Origin of the sequence: Streptomyces asoensis, assembly GCF_016860545.1 — a bacterium.
Classification (GTDB): Bacteria; Actinomycetota; Actinomycetes; order Streptomycetales; family Streptomycetaceae; genus Streptomyces; species Streptomyces asoensis.
Genome location: NZ_BNEB01000003.1, coordinates 991,860 through 1,010,359, shown reverse-complemented (window position 1 = coordinate 1,010,359; position 18,500 = coordinate 991,860). Strand labels below are relative to the sequence as shown.

Here is an 18,500-nt window from a genome sequence, read left to right as displayed (position 1 = left end):
GATTAACAGATCCCGTCAACCGTCAGCGGGGCTGTCCGCTGTACGAGCGGGCGCACAACGGATCGGAGCGGTGGATTACGCTCATACGCATGGCCGACGCACCGTACAAGCTGATCCTCCTCCGTCACGGCGAGAGCGAGTGGAACGCGAAGAACCTGTTCACCGGCTGGGTGGACGTCAACCTCAACGAGAAGGGCGAGAAGGAGGCGGTCCGCGGTGGCGAACTCCTGAAGGATGCCGACCTCCTCCCCGACGTGGTCCACACGTCCCTCCAGAAGCGCGCGATCCGCACGGCCCAGTTGGCCCTCGAATCCGCCGACCGCCACTGGATCCCGGTCCACCGCTCCTGGCGCCTGAACGAGCGGCACTACGGTGCCCTCCAGGGCAAGGACAAGGCCCAGACCCTCGCGGAGTTCGGCGAGGAGCAGTTCATGCTCTGGCGCCGCTCCTACGACACCCCGCCCCCGCCGCTGTCGGACGACTCCGAGTTCTCCCAGGCCGCCGACCCGCGCTACGCCTCCATCCCCCCGGAGCTGCGCCCGCGCACGGAGTGCCTCAAGGACGTCGTCGTCCGCATGCTCCCGTACTGGTACGACGGCATCGTCCCGGACCTCCTGTCCGGCCGCACGGTCCTGGTCGCCGCCCACGGCAACTCGCTCCGCGCCCTGGTCAAGCACCTGGACGGCATCTCCGACGCCGACATCGCGGGCCTGAACATCCCGACGGGCATCCCGCTCGCCTACGAACTCGACGCGGACTTCAAGCCCCTGACCCCGGGCGGCACCTACCTCGACCCGGAAGCAGCCGCAGCAGCGATCGAAGCGGTGAAGAACCAGGGCAAGAAGAAGTAACGCGACACCGGTAAGCCCCCGACCTGCGCCTTCTTGGCAGGTCGGGGGCTTTTTGGTGGGGCTGGGCCGCCCCTGGGCCGTCGAAGCTAGATGAGACGGACGGTCACCCGGACGGACACCAGGAAGGCCATCGACAGTGAGAGGGCGGGGTGAAACCCGGCCCACAGCCCTGATGCAGCCTCACTCACGCCGATGAGTCCGAAAGGCAGTGCTCTGGGGGTGAGCTCGATGCGCAGGCTGCGGCGTGGCACGATGGACCTCTCCACGTGGTTCATGAGTCTCCTTTGGTAGGGGTATCGAATGTGCCCATGGAGAGGAGAGGTCGCCCATGCCCGGGCGGCCTCTCCGTTATTCGGGTAGCCGGACACTACCCCGGCGTCTCCTTTAATTCCAAAGGCTCAGCTCAGCCGCTATATCTACCCTATTAGACGGGGGGTCTCGGGTGTTGATCTTTCCCTGCCCTGGGGGGCGCATCTTGGCTATGGCTTCAGGGATCTGTTACGGATCCGGGCCATGAGGCAGCAGGTAGTCAGCTTTGACGAGGTGAGGCGCCGTGCCGTCAAACTTGACTACCGTTTTGCGCAGAGGATTCAGTATTGGTGATTCTGAAAGCGAGCGGATTTGGTACGTGCATTTGGTGATGCGGGATTGCGGCGCATGTTTTGGTGTCGCGCAAATGAATCGCTTAATGTGGATGACGTAATGTGAATCGCGTAATGCGAATCTGCTTTCATGGTTTGCGTGGCTAGCTTTGTGAAAGCTACGCTCGCAAATCACCAAAGACGGCAGCCACAGCCTTGCGGGTCCGCTCTTGGCTCGACGGCATGAGGTGCGCATACACGCGGAGCGTCAGGCCCGGGTCCGCGTGGCCGAGGTACTCGGCGAGAGCCTTGATGTTCTCCCCGGCGTCCAAGAGCACTGAGGCGTAGAAGTGTCGGAGCGCGTGCATGCCGTTCTCGCGGGACTCGGTGTACGACTCGCCAGGCTTCCGCTCGGGGATCACCCCAGCCGAAGCCAGCGCCCGCTTCCACGCCTCCTCGTTGAGCGACGTCCGCCAGACGTGACCACCGCGCGGCCCGGTGAAGATCAGCCGCTTGGTGATCAGAGGCCCGCCCGCCACCTTCCACGGCAAGGTGATGTCGACCGGCGGGAACCGCTTCATATGGGCGCGCAGGGCATCAGCGACCGGCCCAGGAAGCGGCACATCCCGGAGCTTGCCACCCTTGGGCGGGGCGAAGACGGCCTTGCTTCGGCTCAGCTTGAGTTGCTGGACCACGTGGAGCGTGTCCGACTCGAAGTCGATCGCGTCGACGGCCACACCGAGGATCTCGCCCTGCCGCAGGCCGCAGCCGCCACCCAGGTCGACCATGGCCCGGAACCGCTCGGGCATGCCGGCCCGGACGACGAAGACCCGTTCCGGTGTCCAGGGAGCGACGCGCCTGTCATCGACGGTCGGCGGCCGGACCGATCGAGCCGCACACGGATTCCGGGGAAGGTGCCCGTCATCCACGGCCGCACTGAGGGCGGCACGCACGTTGGAGTAGATGGTGCGGGCGTATGAGCCCCGGATGCCGTTCTCGCTAAGCTGCCGCACCCAGTCCCGGATGTGCGCAGGCTGGAAGGAGCCGAGCGGTCGCGATCCCAGGTACGGGAAGGCATGCAGCCGAAGCTGTGACTCCATCGAGGCCTGGGTGTTCGGATCGGCCCCCTGAGTGGATACCCACGCCTCGGTGTACTGCTGGAAGGTGATCCGAGCGGCACGCGGGTCGATGTACTGTCCGCGTGCCATGTCGGCCTCGGTGTGGGCGAGCCACTGGTCAGCAAGCCGCTTCTGTCTGTCGGGGAAGCTCTTGGACTTCTCCGTACCGTCCGGGCCGACGTACCGAGCGCGGTAGCGCGCGCCCGAGCCATTGCGCTCGCTCTTCACTCTGCGGGCCTTACCGTCAGGCCCAACCTCGTTCTTGTACCAGCGGTCTTGGATGTGTCCGGCCATCAGGCAGCCGCTCCCTCACGCCGGGAGTCCACCCAGGCGCGCACGTCGGCCGGGTCGAAGCGGAGGTGCCGGCCGACACGGAACCCACGGGGCCCGGTGCGCTTACGTCGCCACTGGTAGACCGTCTCGACACTGGGCAACTCGAACATCTCCACCAGGTCGTCAGGCGTCAGGTACCGCGAGGGCAGGGTGCGCGGTTCGGTGGGCACGTCGGCCAGGGCGAGGCGTCGGCTAGCCAGGGGTGGGTTCTCCTTCGGTTCCGGGGGCGGGTTCGATGGACGCGGCCAGCCAGGCTTCAGCGTCGGAGAGGCCGGTTCCGGCGAAGACCCAGTGCGCGAGCACGTACGTCGTCTCGGGGGCGGGTGCGTTCGCTGCGGCTTGGGCGCGTCGCCATTCGGCGCGAGCGTCGCGGAGGGCACCGAGGGTGGTGGAGTAGCGGCGGGACTTGGTGGAGAAGTGGCCGCGGAAGCCGAGCATGTGGGCCCAGGCACGCAGGCGGAGGTGTTCGAGGTCCTTGCGTGCGCTGAGAGCCCAGGCGGTTCGGATCAGGCGGCAGGCGTGGTCGCTGATGTCGAGCTGAGCGAGTTCGGCGACGAACTTCAGCGGCCGGTCGAGAGCTCCGGTGGCCGTCTCTGCGCCCTTGGTGGCGTACTTGGCGATGTAGGCGGCGACAGCGCGTTCGGTGAGCTCTTGGCCGTCGTCGAAGTCGGCGGATCGAATGGTGCGGACGTCGAGTTGGCGGCCGAAGACGAAAGTGTGGGCGCGGCCGTCGATGGTCGAGCCGTCGATCTGGACCTTGGACGCGGCAGCGCCGATGGCGTCGGTCAGCAGCTCGGCGGTTGCCCAGGCCGGGGGCGGGGTGTCCCCGCCGGTTGGGCCGTCGATGCGGATGACGGCGTGAAAGTGGACCGCACCGCGCTTCTGGTATTCGGCGACCTTGGCGAACGAGACGCGTGCATGGTCGCGGAGCTCCCGCTGTGACAGGCCCGCACGCTTGCTGACCTCTCGGCGCAGGTAGATGGAGAAGCGTCGCCAGAGGGGCCCGGCATGCGCGTTCCAGAGGACGGCGGCCTCGTAGTCGTAGGTGTCCGGGTTGAGCGGGGTGCCGAGCGCTTCGTCCTCTTGGTCGTGGGGGGTGCCGCAGCGGACGAGGAGTTGGCCGGCCGGGAGGTCGGTCGAGTCGAGGCGGTGGAGGATGCGGCCGCACACGCATCACGTGGACGGTTCGACCAGCGCGTTTCCTGCCGATGGCGCATCGACAGAACCCGGAACTCCCATGCTGTGGGCACGACTTCAAGCCCGGCACCATAAGGCGAGGCCCGGGGTGAGGCTAGTGCTTGATGATCAAGCATCAGGTAATGCTTCGCGCCGGGTGTCTCCACCGTGGCTTACTGGCCTCCATGGTGGACCGTTTCCCTGAAATCAGCTCCGTTGAGGAGTTCATTCGGCTGCGGGCGAGCGAGGATCCGACGGAGTACAACCGCTCGGCGTGGGCGCCACTGCCGCTGGCAGTCTGGTGGGACCTGGTACGTAACCATCCCAACATGCGCATCTGGGCTGCCCACAACAGAACGGTGCCGCCTCAGATCCTGGCCGAGCTGATCAAAGATCCCGACTGGCGAGTCCGAGACCGGGTGGCCAGCAAGCGCAACTGCCCACCGGAGCTACTGGAACAACTGGTCACCGATCCGCATGACTCGGTGCGCAGGCTCGTCGCAGGGCACCCGCGCTCGTCGCGGTCGACGGTGGCTCAGTTGGTCGATGACCCATGGCCGGCCATTGCGCAGGAGGCCCGCGCACGCCTGGCTAACTGGTTATCCGCAGAGCCACCCGAGCCTTCCTGAGTCGACCACCAGTCGGGCACAGCAAAGCCCAGGCAAGCGGTGCCACGCCTCAGGGACGCTGCAGCGTCAAGCATCTCCCGGGACCGGACAACGCCGCACGACCGACTGAGTTACAACTTTCTCTACTGGTTGGACAACGCCGCACGACCGACTGAGTTACAACTTTCTCTACTGGTTCAAGGCCCGCGCACGGCGCGGGAGCGCGCCGCCTCTGCGGCGCGGCCTGCCTCCTGTCTCCGCCTCGGCTGGCCGCGCCAGGCGGCGCGCTAGCGGCAGCGGGCATGAAGTGGGAGACACCCTCTGCGGCTGGGGCGGTCGGGCTATTGCTCGACGAGGTAGCTTTTTTGCGTTGCTGAATTTAGGATCTGGTTCGAGATGTCGTCCATCATCTTAATGATTTCTACTCGTACGTCATCCCAATCGGTAAGCCTGATGTAATCTTCCTCGCCATGAGCGATCCTGTTACGTGCCGCTAGTAGCTGTTCGTCGATCAGGTCTTCATAAGGTGAGTAGCGAGAAAAGTCACAGCCGACGGAACAAAGAATGTCGCACAGTCGATCATAGTTGAGGTTTGAGAAAGTTCTCACTGCGTCGCGATTGGTAGGAATTCTGGCCCGGGATGAAGCGTCCTCGCGAACATCTCGAATGAGGGCTGCGTGTATTTCGGCTTTGTTTGTTGTCTCGAATTCTTCAAGCCGCGCCCTCATGGCGAGCGCTGCCAGCTCAGGTCGGAGCTGAAGGTAGTTCAACTTAAGTGAGGCAAGGTAGCAGAGGTAGGCGTGGGCGGAATTCTTGACGAATCCTTCCCAGTGTGCGTAGAGGAGTGCGATGGATGCCCGCAAGAGTGCTGGTTGAACTCTGAACTCTGCTCTCTCGACTTGTCCTTTGAATACGCTAAGCTCCTTTTTTCGCCAGCCGAGGTCGGCTGAAATGTAGTCGTAAAGGCGCTCCGTCGTGCGGATCTTCATCTGGTCTGCCTTAGGGGCGGAAGAAATCCTTAGCGGCGGGAATGGTTGCGGGGATGCGTGTGGTTCCGCGTACGCCACCCCGAGCCTGCGATCGGAAGAAGTCTTCTGACCACATCGCCTCCACGCGCTCGCGGACTGATGCCGCCCGAGGATCATCCTCTAGCCGCTGCCATGCTTGCAGGTTGGTTGCGACACCGACCGTGACGGCTTCAAACGCCGATACGGAGAATCCGCCGAGGAATTTTTCCTTCGTGCTGTCGTAACGCCGGAATGACTCTGATTCCAATGACGTGGCGAGGAGGGAAAATGTATCGCGGAAGACCTTGCCCCAGCTGGCTTGGTCGAAACTTGCTTCGCCCGCCAGGCTAAGCATTTTCTCCGTCAGGAATAGATCGACGCTCTCCATGTCTTTGAGCTCTTGAAGGGTGCTTGAGATGAGACTCAGGAAGCGGCAGACAAGTTCCAGATCGTATTGCTCATCGGCCGCGCGGCTGGAGATTAGTGCGCATGCATTGAAGTTTGAGTCCTTCCGCAGCTCGTCTAGCCAGAGGAAGAAGCTGCGGTTCTTCATGATGAGCTGGCAATTCCTGACCTCTTGAGCTGAGGGCGCCTCGCCGCCAGAGTTCAGGCGATCAAAGAGTTCATACTTCGCTTTTTCATCACTCTCTGGCAGGAGAATTTTGAAGTCGAGCTTGCTCCTCTTGAAAGACACTCGCTGGCCAGGAGTCAGGCTGGAGTCTTCATCCGTACCTTCGAAGGTCAAGCCATTCAAGGAAGGGAGGTAGCGCGTACCGTGAAGCTCACTTGCGGGCATAATGTCCCCCTTCTCTTCATCTCGCAGTTCTCCCATAAATTCAAGAATGGTTGACAACCTCTGAAGGCCATCGATTACTTCCCACACCCCATCGTGCCTCTGCATCACAAAAATCGAGGGAAGAGGGATTCCTAGGAGAATGCTCTCGATCAGTCGTGATTTCTTCGAAATGCTCCACCGGAAGAGGCGTTGAAATTCCGGACGGATTACCAATTCACGGTCTCGGTAAAGGTTCACGATTTCACCGATAGACATGGCGTAGGCGTCTGCCTTAACTGTGGAGCGGCCAGCCTCAATCTCGCCTTGCAGGGTCATGTCGCGCTCTCTCTAATTCGGTAGACCATGGCGCAGGTCATCATTCCATCCCGGAGAGCCGGAGGGCATGGTCCGGACGGGTTTCTCCAGAGTAGCTTCGGGCGGAGCCGTCCTCGTGCCACAGCCGCGCCACATCGTGCGGTCAACCACGGTCAACGACGGCTCGCAGCAGTCGAGATGCGCCGTTCGCCTGGGCTGCCGCTAGGGCCGTAGTCACCTGGGCGGACATGTCGCCGACCACATCCGCCCTTACGAGTTGGTGCGTGATAGCGGGTGAGGCGTGTTTGGCCTGGTCGTGGACTGTGTTCAGGTGATGCTGGTGCGGTCGGAGACGAGGCCGGCGATGGCGCGGTAGGTGTCGGGCAGACGGTCACGGCGGTGGGTCCAGCGAGTCAGTTGCCTCCAGCGTTTGTGGTCGGCGAGGGCGTGTTCGACGGTGATGCGGTCGGAGGAGTGCCCGTGGCGGTCGCGTTCCCACTGTTCGACTCGGTCGGGCAGTGCTCCGGGCCGGGGTTTTCTGGGTGGTGTGATGGCCTGCCCGCGGTGGTCGCGGCTCAGGCCGAGGTAACCGTCGTCCAGGAGGACCTCGACGTCGGGGAAGTGCTGGAAGCAGACGGCGATGCCCTCGTTGCGGGCGGCCGTAGCGTCGTGCATACGTCCAGGTCGCAGGGCATCGGTCCATAACGTGCGGCCACGCCAGTCCGCGATCACGGTGGCCTTCATCGTGTTCTGCTTCTTCTTGCCGGAGACGAACGCGCGCCGGCCACCACGTCCGGCCGGTGGCCGGCGGACCTGGATCTCGGTGGCGTCCAGGCGCAACTCGAACCCCTCGGCCTGAGCGTAGGCGAACACATCCAGCAGCGTCCGCAGACGCAGGCCAGGGCGGTCGGGGACCGCGCATCCCCGCTCAGCCAGGAGTCGACGTATCTCTCCGATCGCGCGGGTGATGGTGGAGCGGTCGACGCCGAACAGGAGGCCCAGCACCGAGTGCGGCAGGTCGTGCCGCAGATGGATCAGTGTGGCCATCAACCGGTCGACGAACACCAGCCGATGGCGGGCGCCGGCACCCGTGGCCCGCTTCCGGACTCCACCGCGTGCAGCATGACGGCGGTCCTCGAGGCCGGCCTGCCACGGAGTCGCCAACTCCTCAACCAGGCGGCTATATGACGCCGAGAGACTCCCGTGAACAGCCGATGCGCCAGCACCGCCCGATTGACCATGATCGCCACAGTCGGATCATGCCACCAGCCAGGCGCGACACCTCACCCGCTATCACGCACCAACTCGTAACAAGGCGGTGCTCACCAAGCTTCCTGAGCACGTCGACAGCAGAGAGGCCCTGGCCGTCTTTGTTCGCTCGTTGAACGCAGCCACGCCGAGGACGGAAGCTCATGGGAGAACGCGGACCTCCCGAGCTTCTTGGAGGCTTTGGCGGCAGGGGTCGATGACGCCGATGGCTGGTACGGCAATGCCAGCCGCGAGCTGCCGGTCAGTGGCGTCTGGACCTTCTTCGCACGAGCTCTGCAGGCTGCGACCATCTACGAGTAGTCCGCGCTGTGGCGAACGAACCAGGGCGATGGCAAGCTCTCTTGCTAGGCTGGCGGCCCCTCGGCATCCCTGCGGCTGGACACGACGTGCCGTGCGATCGTGGACAAGGCCAGCTCGCGATCCTCGTCAACCACAAGCCAACCCTTGCCCAGGAGCGCTTGCAGCACTGGGCGAACCTCATCACCCAGTTCCTTCGCCAAGTCGTCATCCGTGGGGGAAAGGCCATCCTGGACGAGGCTCGCCACGCGGAACACGACGACTTCCTCCCCCGCTGTGATGTTGAAGTCCATGCCGTGAAGGTATGCGAGCCCCTTGGCCGCGACAGGCCGAGGGCCGTGTCGTCACGGGCCGGCCGTCACGGCTTGCTTTGGCCGACGGCAGCGACAGCGTGGCTGAGGCTCGTGGGGGTACAGCGAGGCACACGCGTGCGTGATCTGTCGGCGCACCCGCCGTCGTGGCTGACCGTCGTCGGCTGAGGTTCAGACGGGGTGTATCGAGTGTGCCGGCCGTCATTCGAGTGGGGCGAAGCTGGGCCGTCCCTGGGCCGTCCAAGGATGCTCGACAGTGGCCAACAACGACCAACGACGACTACTAGGCGCACGAGCCCACCATCCCTGAGCAGCGGAAACGCAGGTCACCAAGATCCCCGGCAAGACCCAGGGCAAGAAGAAGTAACACGACGCCCGTAAGCCCCCGACCTGCGAGTCTTTCGCTGGCCGGGGGCTTTTTGGTGGGGCCGAGGGACTCCGTCACGATGACGATCTCGCATTCGAGGAAGTCGTGACCGGACTCGGACGGCAGGTAGAACGGTTGCAGAACGCATCACACCCCTGAGGATCTACGGCCCGGAGCTTCGCACTCAGAGCTTCGGAAAGTCCGGTTGGGGCTGCTCCTTCGCCTCTGCCGCGGCCCCCGCTTCGCGGAGGGCCGCGACGGCCGCCGCCGCATCCCGCTCGGACACGCAGGTGAGAACGACGGCGGGGACCTGCGTGGCCAGAAGCTTGCTGCGCCACAGGCTCAGTCCCGTCAGCCGGCGGACGACCTGGACGACGGCCATCACGCGGACGCCAGGATCGGTGAGGACAACGTCATGAGGCACGTCGTCGCACACCAGCAAGAAGTACGCGTCTGCCATGGCCCCCCCCGGCTCTCCTCCGGTTCGGAGCGTACGAGCCCTCGGCGGTGATGTCGCGGCGTTTGGGCCGTCAGGGGCGTGCCGGTGAGGTCGACAGGGTCGTCAGCCAGGTGTGGAGGGCGGGGGGTGTGGTGGGTTCTGTCAGGGGGAAGCGGGTGGCCAGGTGGCCGTCCGGGCGGAGGATGAAGGCCGTCGGGCCGTCGGGGCGGTAGAGGCGGGCGAACTCGCCGGCCGCGTCGCGGTACGCGGCGACGGGCAGGGCGTCGGGGGCGGCGGGCGCCGGTGCGGTCTCGCGGGCGAGTACGGCGATGACCTCGAGTGAGGGCCTGGCCGTCCCGTCCGCTTCCCACAGGCCGCGCACGGTCTCGGCGGCCGCCGTCAGGTGGGCGGGGTCGGCCGCGTACAGCACGATCACGTGGCCGACGCGTCCGCGCAGCACGTCGAGCAGGCGCCAGGCGTACGCGGACGCGGGGGCGGTCAGGCCACCGCAGTCGGGGGCGCGGTCGCCGGGGTGCGGCGCGCCGGGCGGCACGTCCGCGGCAGGGGCGAGCGGGCCGTCCCGGTAGCCGACGAGCAGTTGCGCCTCGCGGAGGAGCACGGTGCGCGGGTCGTCGGGGTCGGCCTCGATGCCCCGGGTGGCGTGGCGGACCGTACGGCCGACGACCTCCTCGCCGACCGGACGGCGTTCGGCGTCGTACGTGGTCAGGAGGGCCGGTCCGGCCTCTCCCCGGATGACGAGGGCCAGCTTCCAGGCCAGGTTGCAGGCGTCCTGGATGCCGGTGTTCATGCCCTGGGCGCCGGTGGGCGGATGGATGTGGGCGGCATCGCCCGCGACGAAGACGCGCCCGTCGGCATAGCGATCCACGATGCGGTGGCTGATCCGGAAGACGGAGGACCAGCGCAGCCGGGAGAGGACCGCGGGGACCGGGGCCAGCCGGTCGACCACGGCCTGGAGGTGGTGCAGATCCGGGGCTCGGCCCTCATCTGTGGTCAAGCCGTGGGCTACGCCGTCGCCGTCGCCACGGGCGGCCGTCGTCGACGGTGTTCCACCGCCGCCCGTCCGCGTCGAGAGTTCCGGCGGGACGAGCATCGACATGCGGTAGCGGCCGGTGCCGGGCAGGGGCACGCAGACCAGTACGTCGTCCGGCGTGCCGTCGGCGCCGTGGTGGACGGAGCGGATGCCGTAGCCGTGCGGCAGCGCCCAGTCGGCTTCGACATCGCCGAGCATGTACTCCTCGTCGAAGGCGGCCCCCTCGAACGTGAGGCCCAGCCCCTTGCGCACGGTGCTGTGCGCGCCGTCGCAGCCGATGAGGTACCCCGCCCGCACCTCCTCGTCCGTGCCCGACGCGGTGCGCAGGCGCGCGGTGACCCCGCCGTCGTCCTGGGTGAACGACAGCAGTTCGGTACCGCGTTCGACCCGTGTGCCGAGGCCGGCGACGTACTCCTCCAGAAGGCGCTCGGTGTCGTACTGCGGCAGCGCGGCGAATCCGTACGGCACCTCGGGCGGCAGCGTGAGGTCGAGCCGCGCCCGCTCCCGGCCGTTGACGTAGACCAGCTGACCGCGCAGCACCGCGGCGGCCTCCAGCATCGTGCGGGCCAGGCCCATCCGGTCCCAGATCTCCAGGGTGCGCGGCTGGATGCCGACCGCCTTCGCGTACGGGAGCCGGGCCGGCAGCCGGTCGACGAGCCGGCATTTCACCCCGTGCCGGCGCAGCTCGGCGGCGGCGCTCAGTCCGACCGGGCCGGCGCCCGCGATCAGCACGTCGGTCGTTGTGGTGTGCGCCACGGATGCCTCCAGGTGCTGCGGTGCCTGGCCCTGCCGTCCCGTGATCCATGGTCACCGCACGGCGTCCGGTCGGCGAGCCGGGCAGACCACAGCCACAGCCACAGCCACGGCACGGGTCACGCTCCGCCGCTCGGCCGAATGACGGGGCCTGGGCGGTATGGCCCGTTATCGTCACCGATGGGTAACAGGTCGGCGCTCGGGAGAACCTGTACGTCGGTCCGTTCTGTCTGGGTTGTCATCCGGGCTGTCGTCCGGGTTGTCGGAAGTCGGTGCCGTGGGGTCACGCCCCCGGCGGTTCGGTTCGGGGGCAGCATGCGGCACGCGAAGAGCGACATGAGCGGGAACGGAGACAGGGACGTGCGGGTGAACGGGAGCGGGAAGCGGTTCGGTGTCCGGGGTTCCGTGGCGGCGGTCGTCATGGCCTCCGCGGCCGCCCTTGCCTTGACGGGGTGCCAGTCGGGCGGTTCCTCCAGCGCCTCCGTGAGTCCCGGGCACGTCGACCCGCCCTCCGCGAGCGCGCCCTCCGCGAGCGCCCCCTCCGCGAGCGGCGTGACCACCTCGCCCTCCGCCGAGCCCGCGGGCTCCGCCTCGTCGCCGGCCGGTGACGTCGGCGCGGACGTCACCGAGGCCGCCGCGGCCACGCCTACCTGCAAGGCGGGCGGTCTCGAGGTCACCGCCCACCAGGCCGCCCACCGGCCGAGCGGAACGGGGACCGGGGCCGCGGTCGTCGAGTTCACCAATACCTCGGCCAAGTCCTGCCGGCTCAAGGGTCACCCGTCCGTCGCGGGAGCCGGCAACGGGTCTCCCGGGCACAATTCCCCGCTGGCCGTCACGCCCAAGGGATCCGCGTCGGCCGTGACGCTCGCCCCCAAGGGCAGGGCCTGGGTGAAGCTGACCTTCGTGCAGGTGCAGGGGGAGGGCGACGGGTACTGCGCCTCCGGTGCGGACCCCGTGGTGTATCCCACCCTGGTCGTGGGTCTGCCCGGGTCGGGCAAGCACCAGGTCGCCCTGGACGACGGGCAGTTCGCCGAGTGCGACAACAAGGTGACCGCCACCGCCGTGTCGGCCGTCGAGCCCTCCTGACACGCACCGCCGTCAGATCGTCAGCCGTCAGACCGTCAACGGCACCGGGTGGATCTCGTCCGCCATGTGACCGGTGCGCTCGTGGACGCGCTGTACGGCATCCGCCGACGGCGCCTCGGAGAGGCAGTAGACGGTCCCCGACTCCGGGTCCGCCCAGGCCCGTTCGAAGTGCACGCCCTCCTCGCCCTCGATCGACAGGTCCGCCTGGTGGGCCTCGAGGAGTTGGTCGGCGGTGATGCCCTGCATGTTGTGGTGGACGTCCATGAAGCGGGCCATGACGGTCCACCCCCTTCCGGTCTCGTGCCGTGCCGCCCCTTCACCTCCATGCTGCGCTCGCACCCCCTCCGCGGCGACCGGTGGGACGTGACGAGGGGCTCCGGAGCCGACGCCGGCTCCGGAGCCCCTCGTCACGTCCGTTCGCCGGGCGTCCTCAGCCGCACTGGCACGGGTTGCCGGACTGGCAGCCGCAGCCGCACCCCGAACCGCAGCCGCACGCGCCGATGAGCATCAGGTTCCGGATCTCGGCGGGCTGTTCGGTCGGGCGTTCCTGCGCGGGGTCGGGCGTGGGAGTGGTGGGGGACTCGGCCATGGGTTCCTCCCGGAGACATAGGGCCTGTCGTAGGCCCTGTGTCCATTGCATGCCCGTTCCGCTGGGCGCATCAACGGCTCAACGGCGCACGGCGGTCTGCGCGCGCCGCCGAGCGCGGACGGGCGCGCCCCGTCAGGAACGGCCGCACTCCGGCGGACCGGCCGCACTCCCGAGAGAGCCCGCACGCGCACCCGGCCGCCGAGGCCCTCGTCCGGGATCCGGTCGTTCGTCCGCCACGGCCCTCGTCCGGGATCCGGCCGTCCGGGCGTCGGCCGTTCGTCCACCGCGGCCGGCGCCCGGACGCCGGGGTCAGGCCCCCTCGGCTCCCGCGGCCGGCGCCGGCTGGATGTCCGGCTGGATGTCGGGCTGGATCTCGTCGGCGTGCTCGCCCGTCACCAGGAACACCACGCGCTTGGCGACGGCCACCGCGTGGTCGGCGAACCGCTCGTAGTAGCGGCCCAGCAGCGTCACGTCGACGGCCGTCTCGATGCCGTGCTTCCAGCGGTCGTCCAGCAGGTGCTGGAAGAGGGTGCGGTGCAGGAGGTCCATGGCGTCGTCGTCCGACTCCAGCTGGAGGGCCAGATCGACGTCCTTGGTGACGACGACCTCCGCCGCCTTCGCCATCAGGCGCTGCGCGAGCTGACCCATCTCCAGGATCGTGGCGTGCAGGTCCTGCGGCACCGCGCGGTTCGGGAAGCGCAGCCGGGCCAGCTTCGCCACGTGCTGGGCGAGGTCGCCGGAGCGCTCCAGGTCGGCGGACATCCGCAGGGAGGTGACGACGATCCGCAGGTCGGTGGCGACCGGCTGCTGCCGGGCCAGCAGCGCTATCGCCCGTGCCTCCAGGTCGTGCTGGAGCTCGTCGACCCTCTTGTCGGCCTCGATGACGCTCTCGGCGAGCTTCAGGTCGGCGTCGAGAATGGCGGTCGTGGCGCGTCCGATCGCCGACCCGACCAGCCGGGCCATCTCCACCAGGCTGTCGCCGATCGAGTCCAGTTCCTCGTGGTACGCGTCCCGCATCAGGGTTCCCTCTCGTACGTCGTGCTTGGGGTTCGGGTTCGGTTCCGGGGGCCAGAACCGGCCGCGAACCGGGCCGGAACCGGCTGTGGCACCGGCGCCGACCGGCCGTGGAACCGGTGCTGCGAACCCCACGGTGCCACGGTCCGCCCCGTACGCGTCGGTTTCCGTCACCTCAAATGAACCACCACTGGCTCCAAGGTGAACTCTGGGCGACGAGTGTTCGAGGTCGCACCTCGACAGCTGTGGCCAGGACCGATCGCGTGCCTAACCTGGTGGCATGGACGTGAACGCGGCGGTCGCCGCAGCAGCAGCGATCGCCGGGGTCCTCACCGGTGTCATCGCCGTGCTGGCGTTCCGCTGGAGCGAGCGCGAACAGAAGCGCCCCACGCGCACCTCGCTGCACACGGACCCGGTGCTTCCGCCGGGTGTGGACACCGTGCTGTCCGTGCTCCGCTCCTCCGCCGTCGTGCTCGACGAGGCCGACGCCGTCGTCAAGGCCAGCTCCGCCGCCTATGCCCTCGGGCTGGTGCGGGGCGGCCGGCTCAGCGTCGAGCCCATGCTGAAGATGGCCCGGGACACCAGGCGCGACGGGGAGATACGCCAGGTCGAGCTGGACCTTCCCCGGCGCGGGACCGGGCGCGGCGAGGCTCTCGCCGTGTCCGCCAGAGTGGCCCCGCTGGGCTCCCGGCTGGTCCTCCTGCTCGTCGAGGACCTCACCGAGGCCCGTCGGATCGAAGCGGTCAGGCGGGACTTCGTGGCGAACGTCAGCCATGAGCTGAAGACGCCGGTCGGGGCGCTCTCCCTGCTCTCCGAGGCCGTCATGGACGCCTCGGAGGACCCGGAGGCGGTGGAGCGGTTCGCCGGCCGTATGCAGATCGAGGCCACCCGGCTGACCAGCCTGGTCCAGGAGCTCATCGACCTGTCGAGGGTCCAGAACGACGATCCCCTCGAGGACGCCGAGCCGGTCGGCATCGACGAACTGGTCGCCGAGGCCGTCGACCGGTGCCGTCACCAGGCCGGGACCAAGCAGATCACCATGGCCGCCGGAGGCACCGCTGACCTGCGGGTCTGGGGCAACCGGGGGCAGCTGGCCGCCGCCCTGGGCAACCTCGTCGAGAACGCCGTGAACTACTCGCCCGCCCGGACCCGCGTCGGCATAGCCGCCCGCCGGGTGAACGCACCGGGCGGGGACCTGATCGAGATCGCCGTGACCGACCAGGGCATCGGCATCTCCGACAAGGACAAGGAGCGCATCTTCGAGCGCTTCTACCGGGTCGACCCGGCCCGCTCGCGCCAGACGGGCGGTACGGGTCTGGGGCTGGCGATCGTGAAGCACGTGGCCGCCTCGCACGGCGGCGAGGTCACGGTGTGGAGCGCCGAGAACCAGGGCTCCACGTTCACCCTGCGGCTGCCGGAGGCGGGCGCGGCCCGTGACCGCGCGCAGCGGCTCCCCGGTCCGGACGAGGCCGACGACATCGACGACGACATCGACGACGACGTCGACGACCTGGACGACCTCGACGGGGCCGGCCACTCCTCCTCCGGCCACTCGTCCTCTCCCCACTCCTCCTCCGGCTCCGGCCACTCCTCCCCTCACCGCTCCACCCAGACATCCCCCCGCGCCTCATCCCCCGATTCGTCCGCGTACCGGACGCTTTCCGCCCCGGAGGTCCTTCCGTGACCCGAGTGCTCGTCGTCGAGGACGAGGAGTCCTTCTCCGACGCCCTGTCGTACATGCTCCGCAAGGAGGGCTTCGAGGTCGCCGTCGCGACCACAGGGCCCGACGGACTCGACGAGTTCGAGCGCAACGGCGCCGACCTCGTGCTCCTCGACCTGATGCTGCCGGGGCTGCCCGGTACGGAGGTGTGCCGTCAGCTGCGCGGCCGCTCCAACGTCCCCGTGATCATGGTGACCGCGAAGGACAGCGAGATCGACAAGGTCGTCGGCCTGGAGATAGGAGCCGACGACTACGTCACCAAGCCGTTCTCCTCGCGCGAGCTGGTCGCCCGTATCCGGGCCGTCCTGCGCCGCCGGGGCGAGCCGGAGGAGGTGACCCCGGCGGCCCTGGAGGCCGGTCCGGTCCGGATGGACGTCGACCGGCACGTCGTGACGGTGTCCGGCTCCAAGGTCGACCTCCCGCTCAAGGAGTTCGACCTTCTGGAGATGCTGCTGCGCAACGCCGGGCGGGTCCTGACCCGTATGCAGCTCATCGACCGGGTCTGGGGCGCCGACTACGTGGGCGACACCAAGACGCTCGACGTGCACGTCAAGCGGCTGCGCGCCAAGATCGAGCCGGACCCGGGAGCCCCCAGGTACCTGGTCACGGTCCGCGGCCTCGGCTACAAGTTCGAGCCGTAGGCCGTCGGGCCGTCGGGCCGTCGGGCAACACGAAGGGCGGCACCCCGTGCGGGGTGCCGCCCTTCGTCAGTGCCGGTGGCCGGTCCGTGCCCGCCGGGCCGGATCCGCCCGTGGCGGGGTCACTGGCCGGCGGCCGACTCCGACGCGGAGGCCGAGCCGGACGGGGACGCGGAGCCGGACGCGGGGGTCCCGCTCTGCGAGCCCGACGGCGAAGCGGAACCCGACGGCGACGCGCTCCCGGAGGGTGACTGCGCGGCGCTCGGGATCGCGCTCGGCCCCCACGAGGAGAAGTAGCTGCCGGCCGGCACGACGAAGGCGCGCAGGCTGACCGCGCCGGTCTCGCTGAAGGTGAAGGTGACCTTCTGGGCGTCGCCGTCCTCGAGGGACTCGTGGCTGTCCTTGAAGACGGCGGAGGCGTTGTCCTTGCCGCCGATGACCAGCGAGCCGTGGGCGGGCACGGTCACGTCGCCCTTGCCCTTGGCGGGCTTGAGCTCGGCGGACCCGCCGCCGTCGAGGGCGATGGACTGGAGCGTCTGCGCCTTGTCGCCGCCGTTGAAGACCGTCGCCGCGATGACGGCGGGGCCGGTCGAGTCGGGCTCGGGCTGGGTGATGACGACGACGTTCTGGAGCCTGATGTCGCCGACGTGGACGGCGGCGTTGTCCGGCTTGATCTCCAGGGTCTGGGCGTCGTTTCCGGCGCCGCAGGCGGCGAGCGAGGCGATCGAGAACGCGATGGCGGAAGCGGCGAGGACGCCGCGTCGAAGGCTGCTGCTCACGGCGGCGGCAACTCCTTGTACACGCGGGCGGCTTTTCCTTTGAACAAAGCCGTCCTAAGGGTCTGTCAGCAGGCCTCAGGTTACCGAGCCGCTCCCGGGCCGCCGCACCCGACCCGCCTCTGAGGCGATCCCGTGCCCCTACGGACGCTCCGGGCGGTCCGCGGCACCCGCTCTCCCGACCGTCCCCGGTGGCCCGCTCCGGACGCGTGAGCCACCATGGGCCACATTGACATCGGGCGTCTTCTTCCTGCTCGCCCGCCATTCACATAACCGCGGCAGTCGTCCGACCGGGGATTTTCGGTGAAGGAATGCGAGGCGGTCCCCGGAATTGATCACGGGCCGGACCGAAGGCGCGATGATCAATTCCGGAAACGGCCCGTATCCGGCCACGTGAACCGAACGGAGTAGCGGAAGTCGCACTCCAGGAAGCGGACATTTGTGGACGTTCGGCCGTCCGGGCGGCGCTCCGGATGCGTGTAACGTGCGCGTTTCTCCCCCCTCGGAGAGCCGCTCCGACCTGCGAATACCTGCTTCCGCAGACCCTCCGCAGCACGTTCCTGTCGCTGTTGTCAAGCCCCGAGATATGCCCTGACCTGCGAAAACGCCATTCAGAACCCGCAGTTTCCGTGTTACCCTGGATAGCCACGGAAGGGGTACCTGTCACATGACGTTCAAGGTTGGCGACACCGTGGTCTATCCCCATCACGGGGCCGCGCTGATCGAGGCCATCGAAACTCGCCAGATCAAAGGCGTGGACAAGACCTACTTGGTGCTGAAGGTCGCCCAGGGCGACCTGACGGTACGTGTGCCAGCGGACAATGCGGAGTTCGTCGGCGTACGTGATGTGGTCGGTCAGGACGGGCTGGACCGGGTCTTCGAGGTGCTGCGCGCGCCGTACGCCGAGGAGCCCACGAACTGGTCGCGTCGCTACAAGGCAAATCTGGAGAAGCTCGCCTCCGGCGATGTCATCAAGGTCGCGGAAGTAGTGCGTGACCTGTGGCGTCGTGAGCGCGAGCGCGGACTCTCCGCCGGTGAGAAGCGCATGCTCGCCAAGGCCCGCCAGATCCTGGTGAGCGAGCTCGCTCTCGCGGAGAACACCAACGAGGACAAGGCCGAAGCCCTGCTCGACGAGGTCCTCGCGTCCTGAGCCCGCTCGGGTTCGACAACGTTCTCGAGTTCCCGATGCCCGTCTGCGGACCGGCCTCGGCACGCTGAAGAACACTGATATGCCGCGGTGCCCGATGACGTATGACCCGTCGCCGGGCGCTGCGGCATGTTCGCGCTCGGACACCGCCGTACGCCCTGCCCCCACCCGGGGGGCGGTCGGTCGTTTTCCGCCCCTGGAAACGCCGACCGATGCTTCGATACCTGGTGCGCCGGGCCCGGGCTGTCACCCCGACCTGATCGTCACGGAAGGGTCAGG

The 18,500-nt window shown here is 67.8% G+C and carries 18 protein-coding genes and 3 pseudogenes; 7 read left to right on the top strand and 14 right to left on the bottom strand.

Annotated elements, in window-relative coordinates; genetic code table 11:
- The first annotated feature begins 89 nt into the window (after window positions 1-89).
- Entirely contained in the window at window positions 90-851 is a 762-nt protein-coding gene (locus Saso_RS17190) for a phosphoglyceromutase (RefSeq protein WP_189921240.1), read from the top strand.
- 86 nt (window positions 852-937) lie between these two features.
- Here Saso_RS17190 and Saso_RS17185 read toward each other — a convergent pair whose 3' ends face one another.
- From Saso_RS17185 to Saso_RS17170, 4 genes and pseudogenes are all read right to left on the bottom strand, one after another.
- Window positions 938-1,126 (bottom strand): hypothetical protein, encoded by a 189-nt coding sequence (locus Saso_RS17185; protein ID WP_189921237.1) that lies wholly within the window; start codon window positions 1,124-1,126, stop codon window positions 938-940.
- A 485-nt stretch (window positions 1,127-1,611) separates the two neighbouring features.
- Window positions 1,612-2,844 carry a tyrosine-type recombinase/integrase gene (locus tag Saso_RS17180; RefSeq protein WP_189921236.1) on the bottom strand — a complete coding sequence of 411 codons (1,233 nt, stop codon included), beginning with the start codon at window positions 2,842-2,844 and terminating at the stop codon, window positions 1,612-1,614.
- Window positions 2,844-3,083 (bottom strand): helix-turn-helix transcriptional regulator, encoded by a 240-nt coding sequence (locus tag Saso_RS17175; protein WP_189921461.1) that lies wholly within the window; start codon window positions 3,081-3,083, stop codon window positions 2,844-2,846. The genes Saso_RS17180 and Saso_RS17175 overlap by 1 nt, the downstream gene beginning before the upstream one ends.
- A pseudogene (locus Saso_RS17170) lies at window positions 3,076-3,993 on the bottom strand (replication initiator); the annotation flags it as partial. The pseudogene Saso_RS17170 and the gene Saso_RS17175, both read right to left, overlap by 8 nt.
- 191 nt (window positions 3,994-4,184) lie before the next feature.
- Between Saso_RS17170 and Saso_RS17165 the strand changes: the two are divergent.
- Window positions 4,185-4,688 carry a hypothetical protein gene (locus Saso_RS17165; protein ID WP_203833532.1) on the top strand — a complete coding sequence of 168 codons (504 nt, stop codon included), beginning with the start codon at window positions 4,185-4,187 and terminating at the stop codon, window positions 4,686-4,688.
- Between the two features lie 320 nt (window positions 4,689-5,008).
- On the opposite strand, the gene Saso_RS17160 is transcribed toward Saso_RS17165, so the two are convergent.
- From Saso_RS17160 to Saso_RS17150, 3 genes and pseudogenes are all read right to left on the bottom strand, one after another.
- On the bottom strand, window positions 5,009-5,656 hold the full coding sequence (locus Saso_RS17160) for an MAE_28990/MAE_18760 family HEPN-like nuclease (protein WP_189921231.1): 648 nt from the start codon (window positions 5,654-5,656) through the stop codon (window positions 5,009-5,011).
- Between the two features lie 10 nt (window positions 5,657-5,666).
- A complete protein-coding gene (locus Saso_RS17155) occupies window positions 5,667-6,785 on the bottom strand; it encodes a DUF262 domain-containing protein (protein WP_189921229.1) in 1,119 nt (372 codons plus the stop codon).
- Window positions 6,786-7,091: 306 nt separating this feature from the next.
- Window positions 7,092-8,005, bottom strand: a pseudogene (locus tag Saso_RS17150) (transposase).
- 157 nt (window positions 8,006-8,162) lie between these two features.
- Here Saso_RS17150 and Saso_RS39245 point away from each other — a divergent pair.
- Window positions 8,163-8,333: pseudogene (locus Saso_RS39245) on the top strand (DUF7660 family protein); the annotation flags it as partial.
- A 44-nt stretch (window positions 8,334-8,377) separates the two neighbouring features.
- Here the strand turns inward: Saso_RS39245 and Saso_RS17145 are convergent.
- The 3 genes from Saso_RS17145 to Saso_RS17135 all read right to left on the bottom strand — a co-directional run bounded on the left by Saso_RS17145 (window position 8,378) and on the right by Saso_RS17135 (window position 11,254).
- Window positions 8,378-8,623, bottom strand: a complete 246-nt coding sequence (locus tag Saso_RS17145; RefSeq protein ID WP_189921225.1) for a hypothetical protein — start codon at window positions 8,621-8,623, stop codon at window positions 8,378-8,380.
- Between the two features lie 569 nt (window positions 8,624-9,192).
- On the bottom strand, window positions 9,193-9,468 hold the full coding sequence (locus tag Saso_RS17140; protein ID WP_189921223.1) for a ribosomal protein L7/L12: 276 nt from the start codon (window positions 9,466-9,468) through the stop codon (window positions 9,193-9,195).
- 70 nt (window positions 9,469-9,538) lie between these two features.
- Window positions 9,539-11,254, bottom strand: coding sequence for an FAD-dependent monooxygenase (locus Saso_RS17135; RefSeq protein WP_189921221.1), 1,716 nt, complete (start codon window positions 11,252-11,254; stop codon window positions 9,539-9,541).
- Window positions 11,255-11,587: 333 nt separating this feature from the next.
- Here Saso_RS17135 and Saso_RS17130 point away from each other — a divergent pair, with 333 nt between their 5' ends.
- Window positions 11,588-12,337 carry a DUF4232 domain-containing protein gene (locus tag Saso_RS17130; protein ID WP_372442449.1) on the top strand — a complete coding sequence of 250 codons (750 nt, stop codon included), beginning with the start codon at window positions 11,588-11,590 and terminating at the stop codon, window positions 12,335-12,337.
- A 27-nt stretch (window positions 12,338-12,364) separates the two neighbouring features.
- On the opposite strand, the gene Saso_RS17125 is transcribed toward Saso_RS17130, so the two are convergent.
- The 3 genes from Saso_RS17125 to phoU form a co-directional block, all read right to left on the bottom strand.
- A complete protein-coding gene (locus tag Saso_RS17125) occupies window positions 12,365-12,613 on the bottom strand; it encodes an SCO4226 family nickel-binding protein (RefSeq protein WP_189921219.1) in 249 nt (82 codons plus the stop codon).
- A 154-nt stretch (window positions 12,614-12,767) separates the two neighbouring features.
- Window positions 12,768-12,926 carry a hypothetical protein gene (locus tag Saso_RS17120; RefSeq protein WP_189921217.1) on the bottom strand — a complete coding sequence of 53 codons (159 nt, stop codon included), beginning with the start codon at window positions 12,924-12,926 and terminating at the stop codon, window positions 12,768-12,770.
- A gap of 309 nt (window positions 12,927-13,235) precedes the next feature.
- Window positions 13,236-13,943, bottom strand: coding sequence for a phosphate signaling complex protein PhoU (gene phoU, locus Saso_RS17115; protein ID WP_189921215.1), 708 nt, complete (start codon window positions 13,941-13,943; stop codon window positions 13,236-13,238).
- Window positions 13,944-14,220: 277 nt separating this feature from the next.
- On the opposite strand from phoU, the gene Saso_RS17110 reads away from it, so the two are divergent.
- Window positions 14,221-15,624, top strand: coding sequence for a sensor histidine kinase (locus Saso_RS17110; protein WP_189921213.1), 1,404 nt, complete (start codon window positions 14,221-14,223; stop codon window positions 15,622-15,624).
- Window positions 15,621-16,301: a response regulator transcription factor gene (locus Saso_RS17105; RefSeq protein ID WP_015659563.1), complete on the top strand. Its 681-nt coding sequence runs from the start codon at window positions 15,621-15,623 to the stop codon at window positions 16,299-16,301. Before Saso_RS17110 ends, Saso_RS17105 begins: the two co-directional genes overlap by 4 nt.
- A 119-nt stretch (window positions 16,302-16,420) precedes the next feature.
- On the opposite strand, the gene Saso_RS17100 is transcribed toward Saso_RS17105, so the two are convergent.
- Complete coding sequence (locus Saso_RS17100; protein WP_189921211.1) at window positions 16,421-17,077, bottom strand: copper chaperone PCu(A)C; 657 nt, start codon at window positions 17,075-17,077, stop codon at window positions 16,421-16,423.
- A gap of 664 nt (window positions 17,078-17,741) precedes the next feature.
- On the opposite strand from Saso_RS17100, the gene Saso_RS17095 reads away from it, so the two are divergent.
- Window positions 17,742-18,224: a CarD family transcriptional regulator gene (locus tag Saso_RS17095; protein ID WP_003953493.1), complete on the top strand. Its 483-nt coding sequence runs from the start codon at window positions 17,742-17,744 to the stop codon at window positions 18,222-18,224.
- Window positions 18,225-18,500: the final 276 nt, after the last annotated feature.

What these genes read in the sequence shown, in the direction of transcription:
- Saso_RS17190 (WP_189921240.1), top strand. Translation starts at nt 90, where the DNA reads ATGGCCGACGCACCGTACAAGCTGATCCTCCTCCGTCACGGCGAGAGC.
- Saso_RS17185 (WP_189921237.1), bottom strand. Translation starts at nt 1,126, where the DNA reads ATGAACCACGTGGAGAGGTCCATCGTGCCACGCCGCAGCCTGCGCATC.
- Saso_RS17180 (WP_189921236.1), bottom strand. Translation starts at nt 2,844, where the DNA reads ATGGCCGGACACATCCAAGACCGCTGGTACAAGAACGAGGTTGGGCCT.
- Saso_RS17165 (WP_203833532.1), top strand. Translation starts at nt 4,185, where the DNA reads ATGATCAAGCATCAGGTAATGCTTCGCGCCGGGTGTCTCCACCGTGGC.
- Saso_RS17160 (WP_189921231.1), bottom strand. Translation starts at nt 5,656, where the DNA reads ATGAAGATCCGCACGACGGAGCGCCTTTACGACTACATTTCAGCCGAC.
- Saso_RS17155 (WP_189921229.1), bottom strand. Translation starts at nt 6,785, where the DNA reads ATGACCCTGCAAGGCGAGATTGAGGCTGGCCGCTCCACAGTTAAGGCA.
- Saso_RS17145 (WP_189921225.1), bottom strand. Translation starts at nt 8,623, where the DNA reads ATGGACTTCAACATCACAGCGGGGGAGGAAGTCGTCGTGTTCCGCGTG.
- Saso_RS17140 (WP_189921223.1), bottom strand. Translation starts at nt 9,468, where the DNA reads ATGGCAGACGCGTACTTCTTGCTGGTGTGCGACGACGTGCCTCATGAC.
- Saso_RS17130 (WP_372442449.1), top strand. Translation starts at nt 11,588, where the DNA reads ATGAGCGGGAACGGAGACAGGGACGTGCGGGTGAACGGGAGCGGGAAG.
- Saso_RS17125 (WP_189921219.1), bottom strand. Translation starts at nt 12,613, where the DNA reads ATGGCCCGCTTCATGGACGTCCACCACAACATGCAGGGCATCACCGCC.
- Saso_RS17120 (WP_189921217.1), bottom strand. Translation starts at nt 12,926, where the DNA reads ATGGCCGAGTCCCCCACCACTCCCACGCCCGACCCCGCGCAGGAACGC.
- phoU (WP_189921215.1), bottom strand. Translation starts at nt 13,943, where the DNA reads ATGCGGGACGCGTACCACGAGGAACTGGACTCGATCGGCGACAGCCTG.
- Saso_RS17110 (WP_189921213.1), top strand. Translation starts at nt 14,221, where the DNA reads ATGGACGTGAACGCGGCGGTCGCCGCAGCAGCAGCGATCGCCGGGGTC.
- Saso_RS17095 (WP_003953493.1), top strand. Translation starts at nt 17,742, where the DNA reads ATGACGTTCAAGGTTGGCGACACCGTGGTCTATCCCCATCACGGGGCC.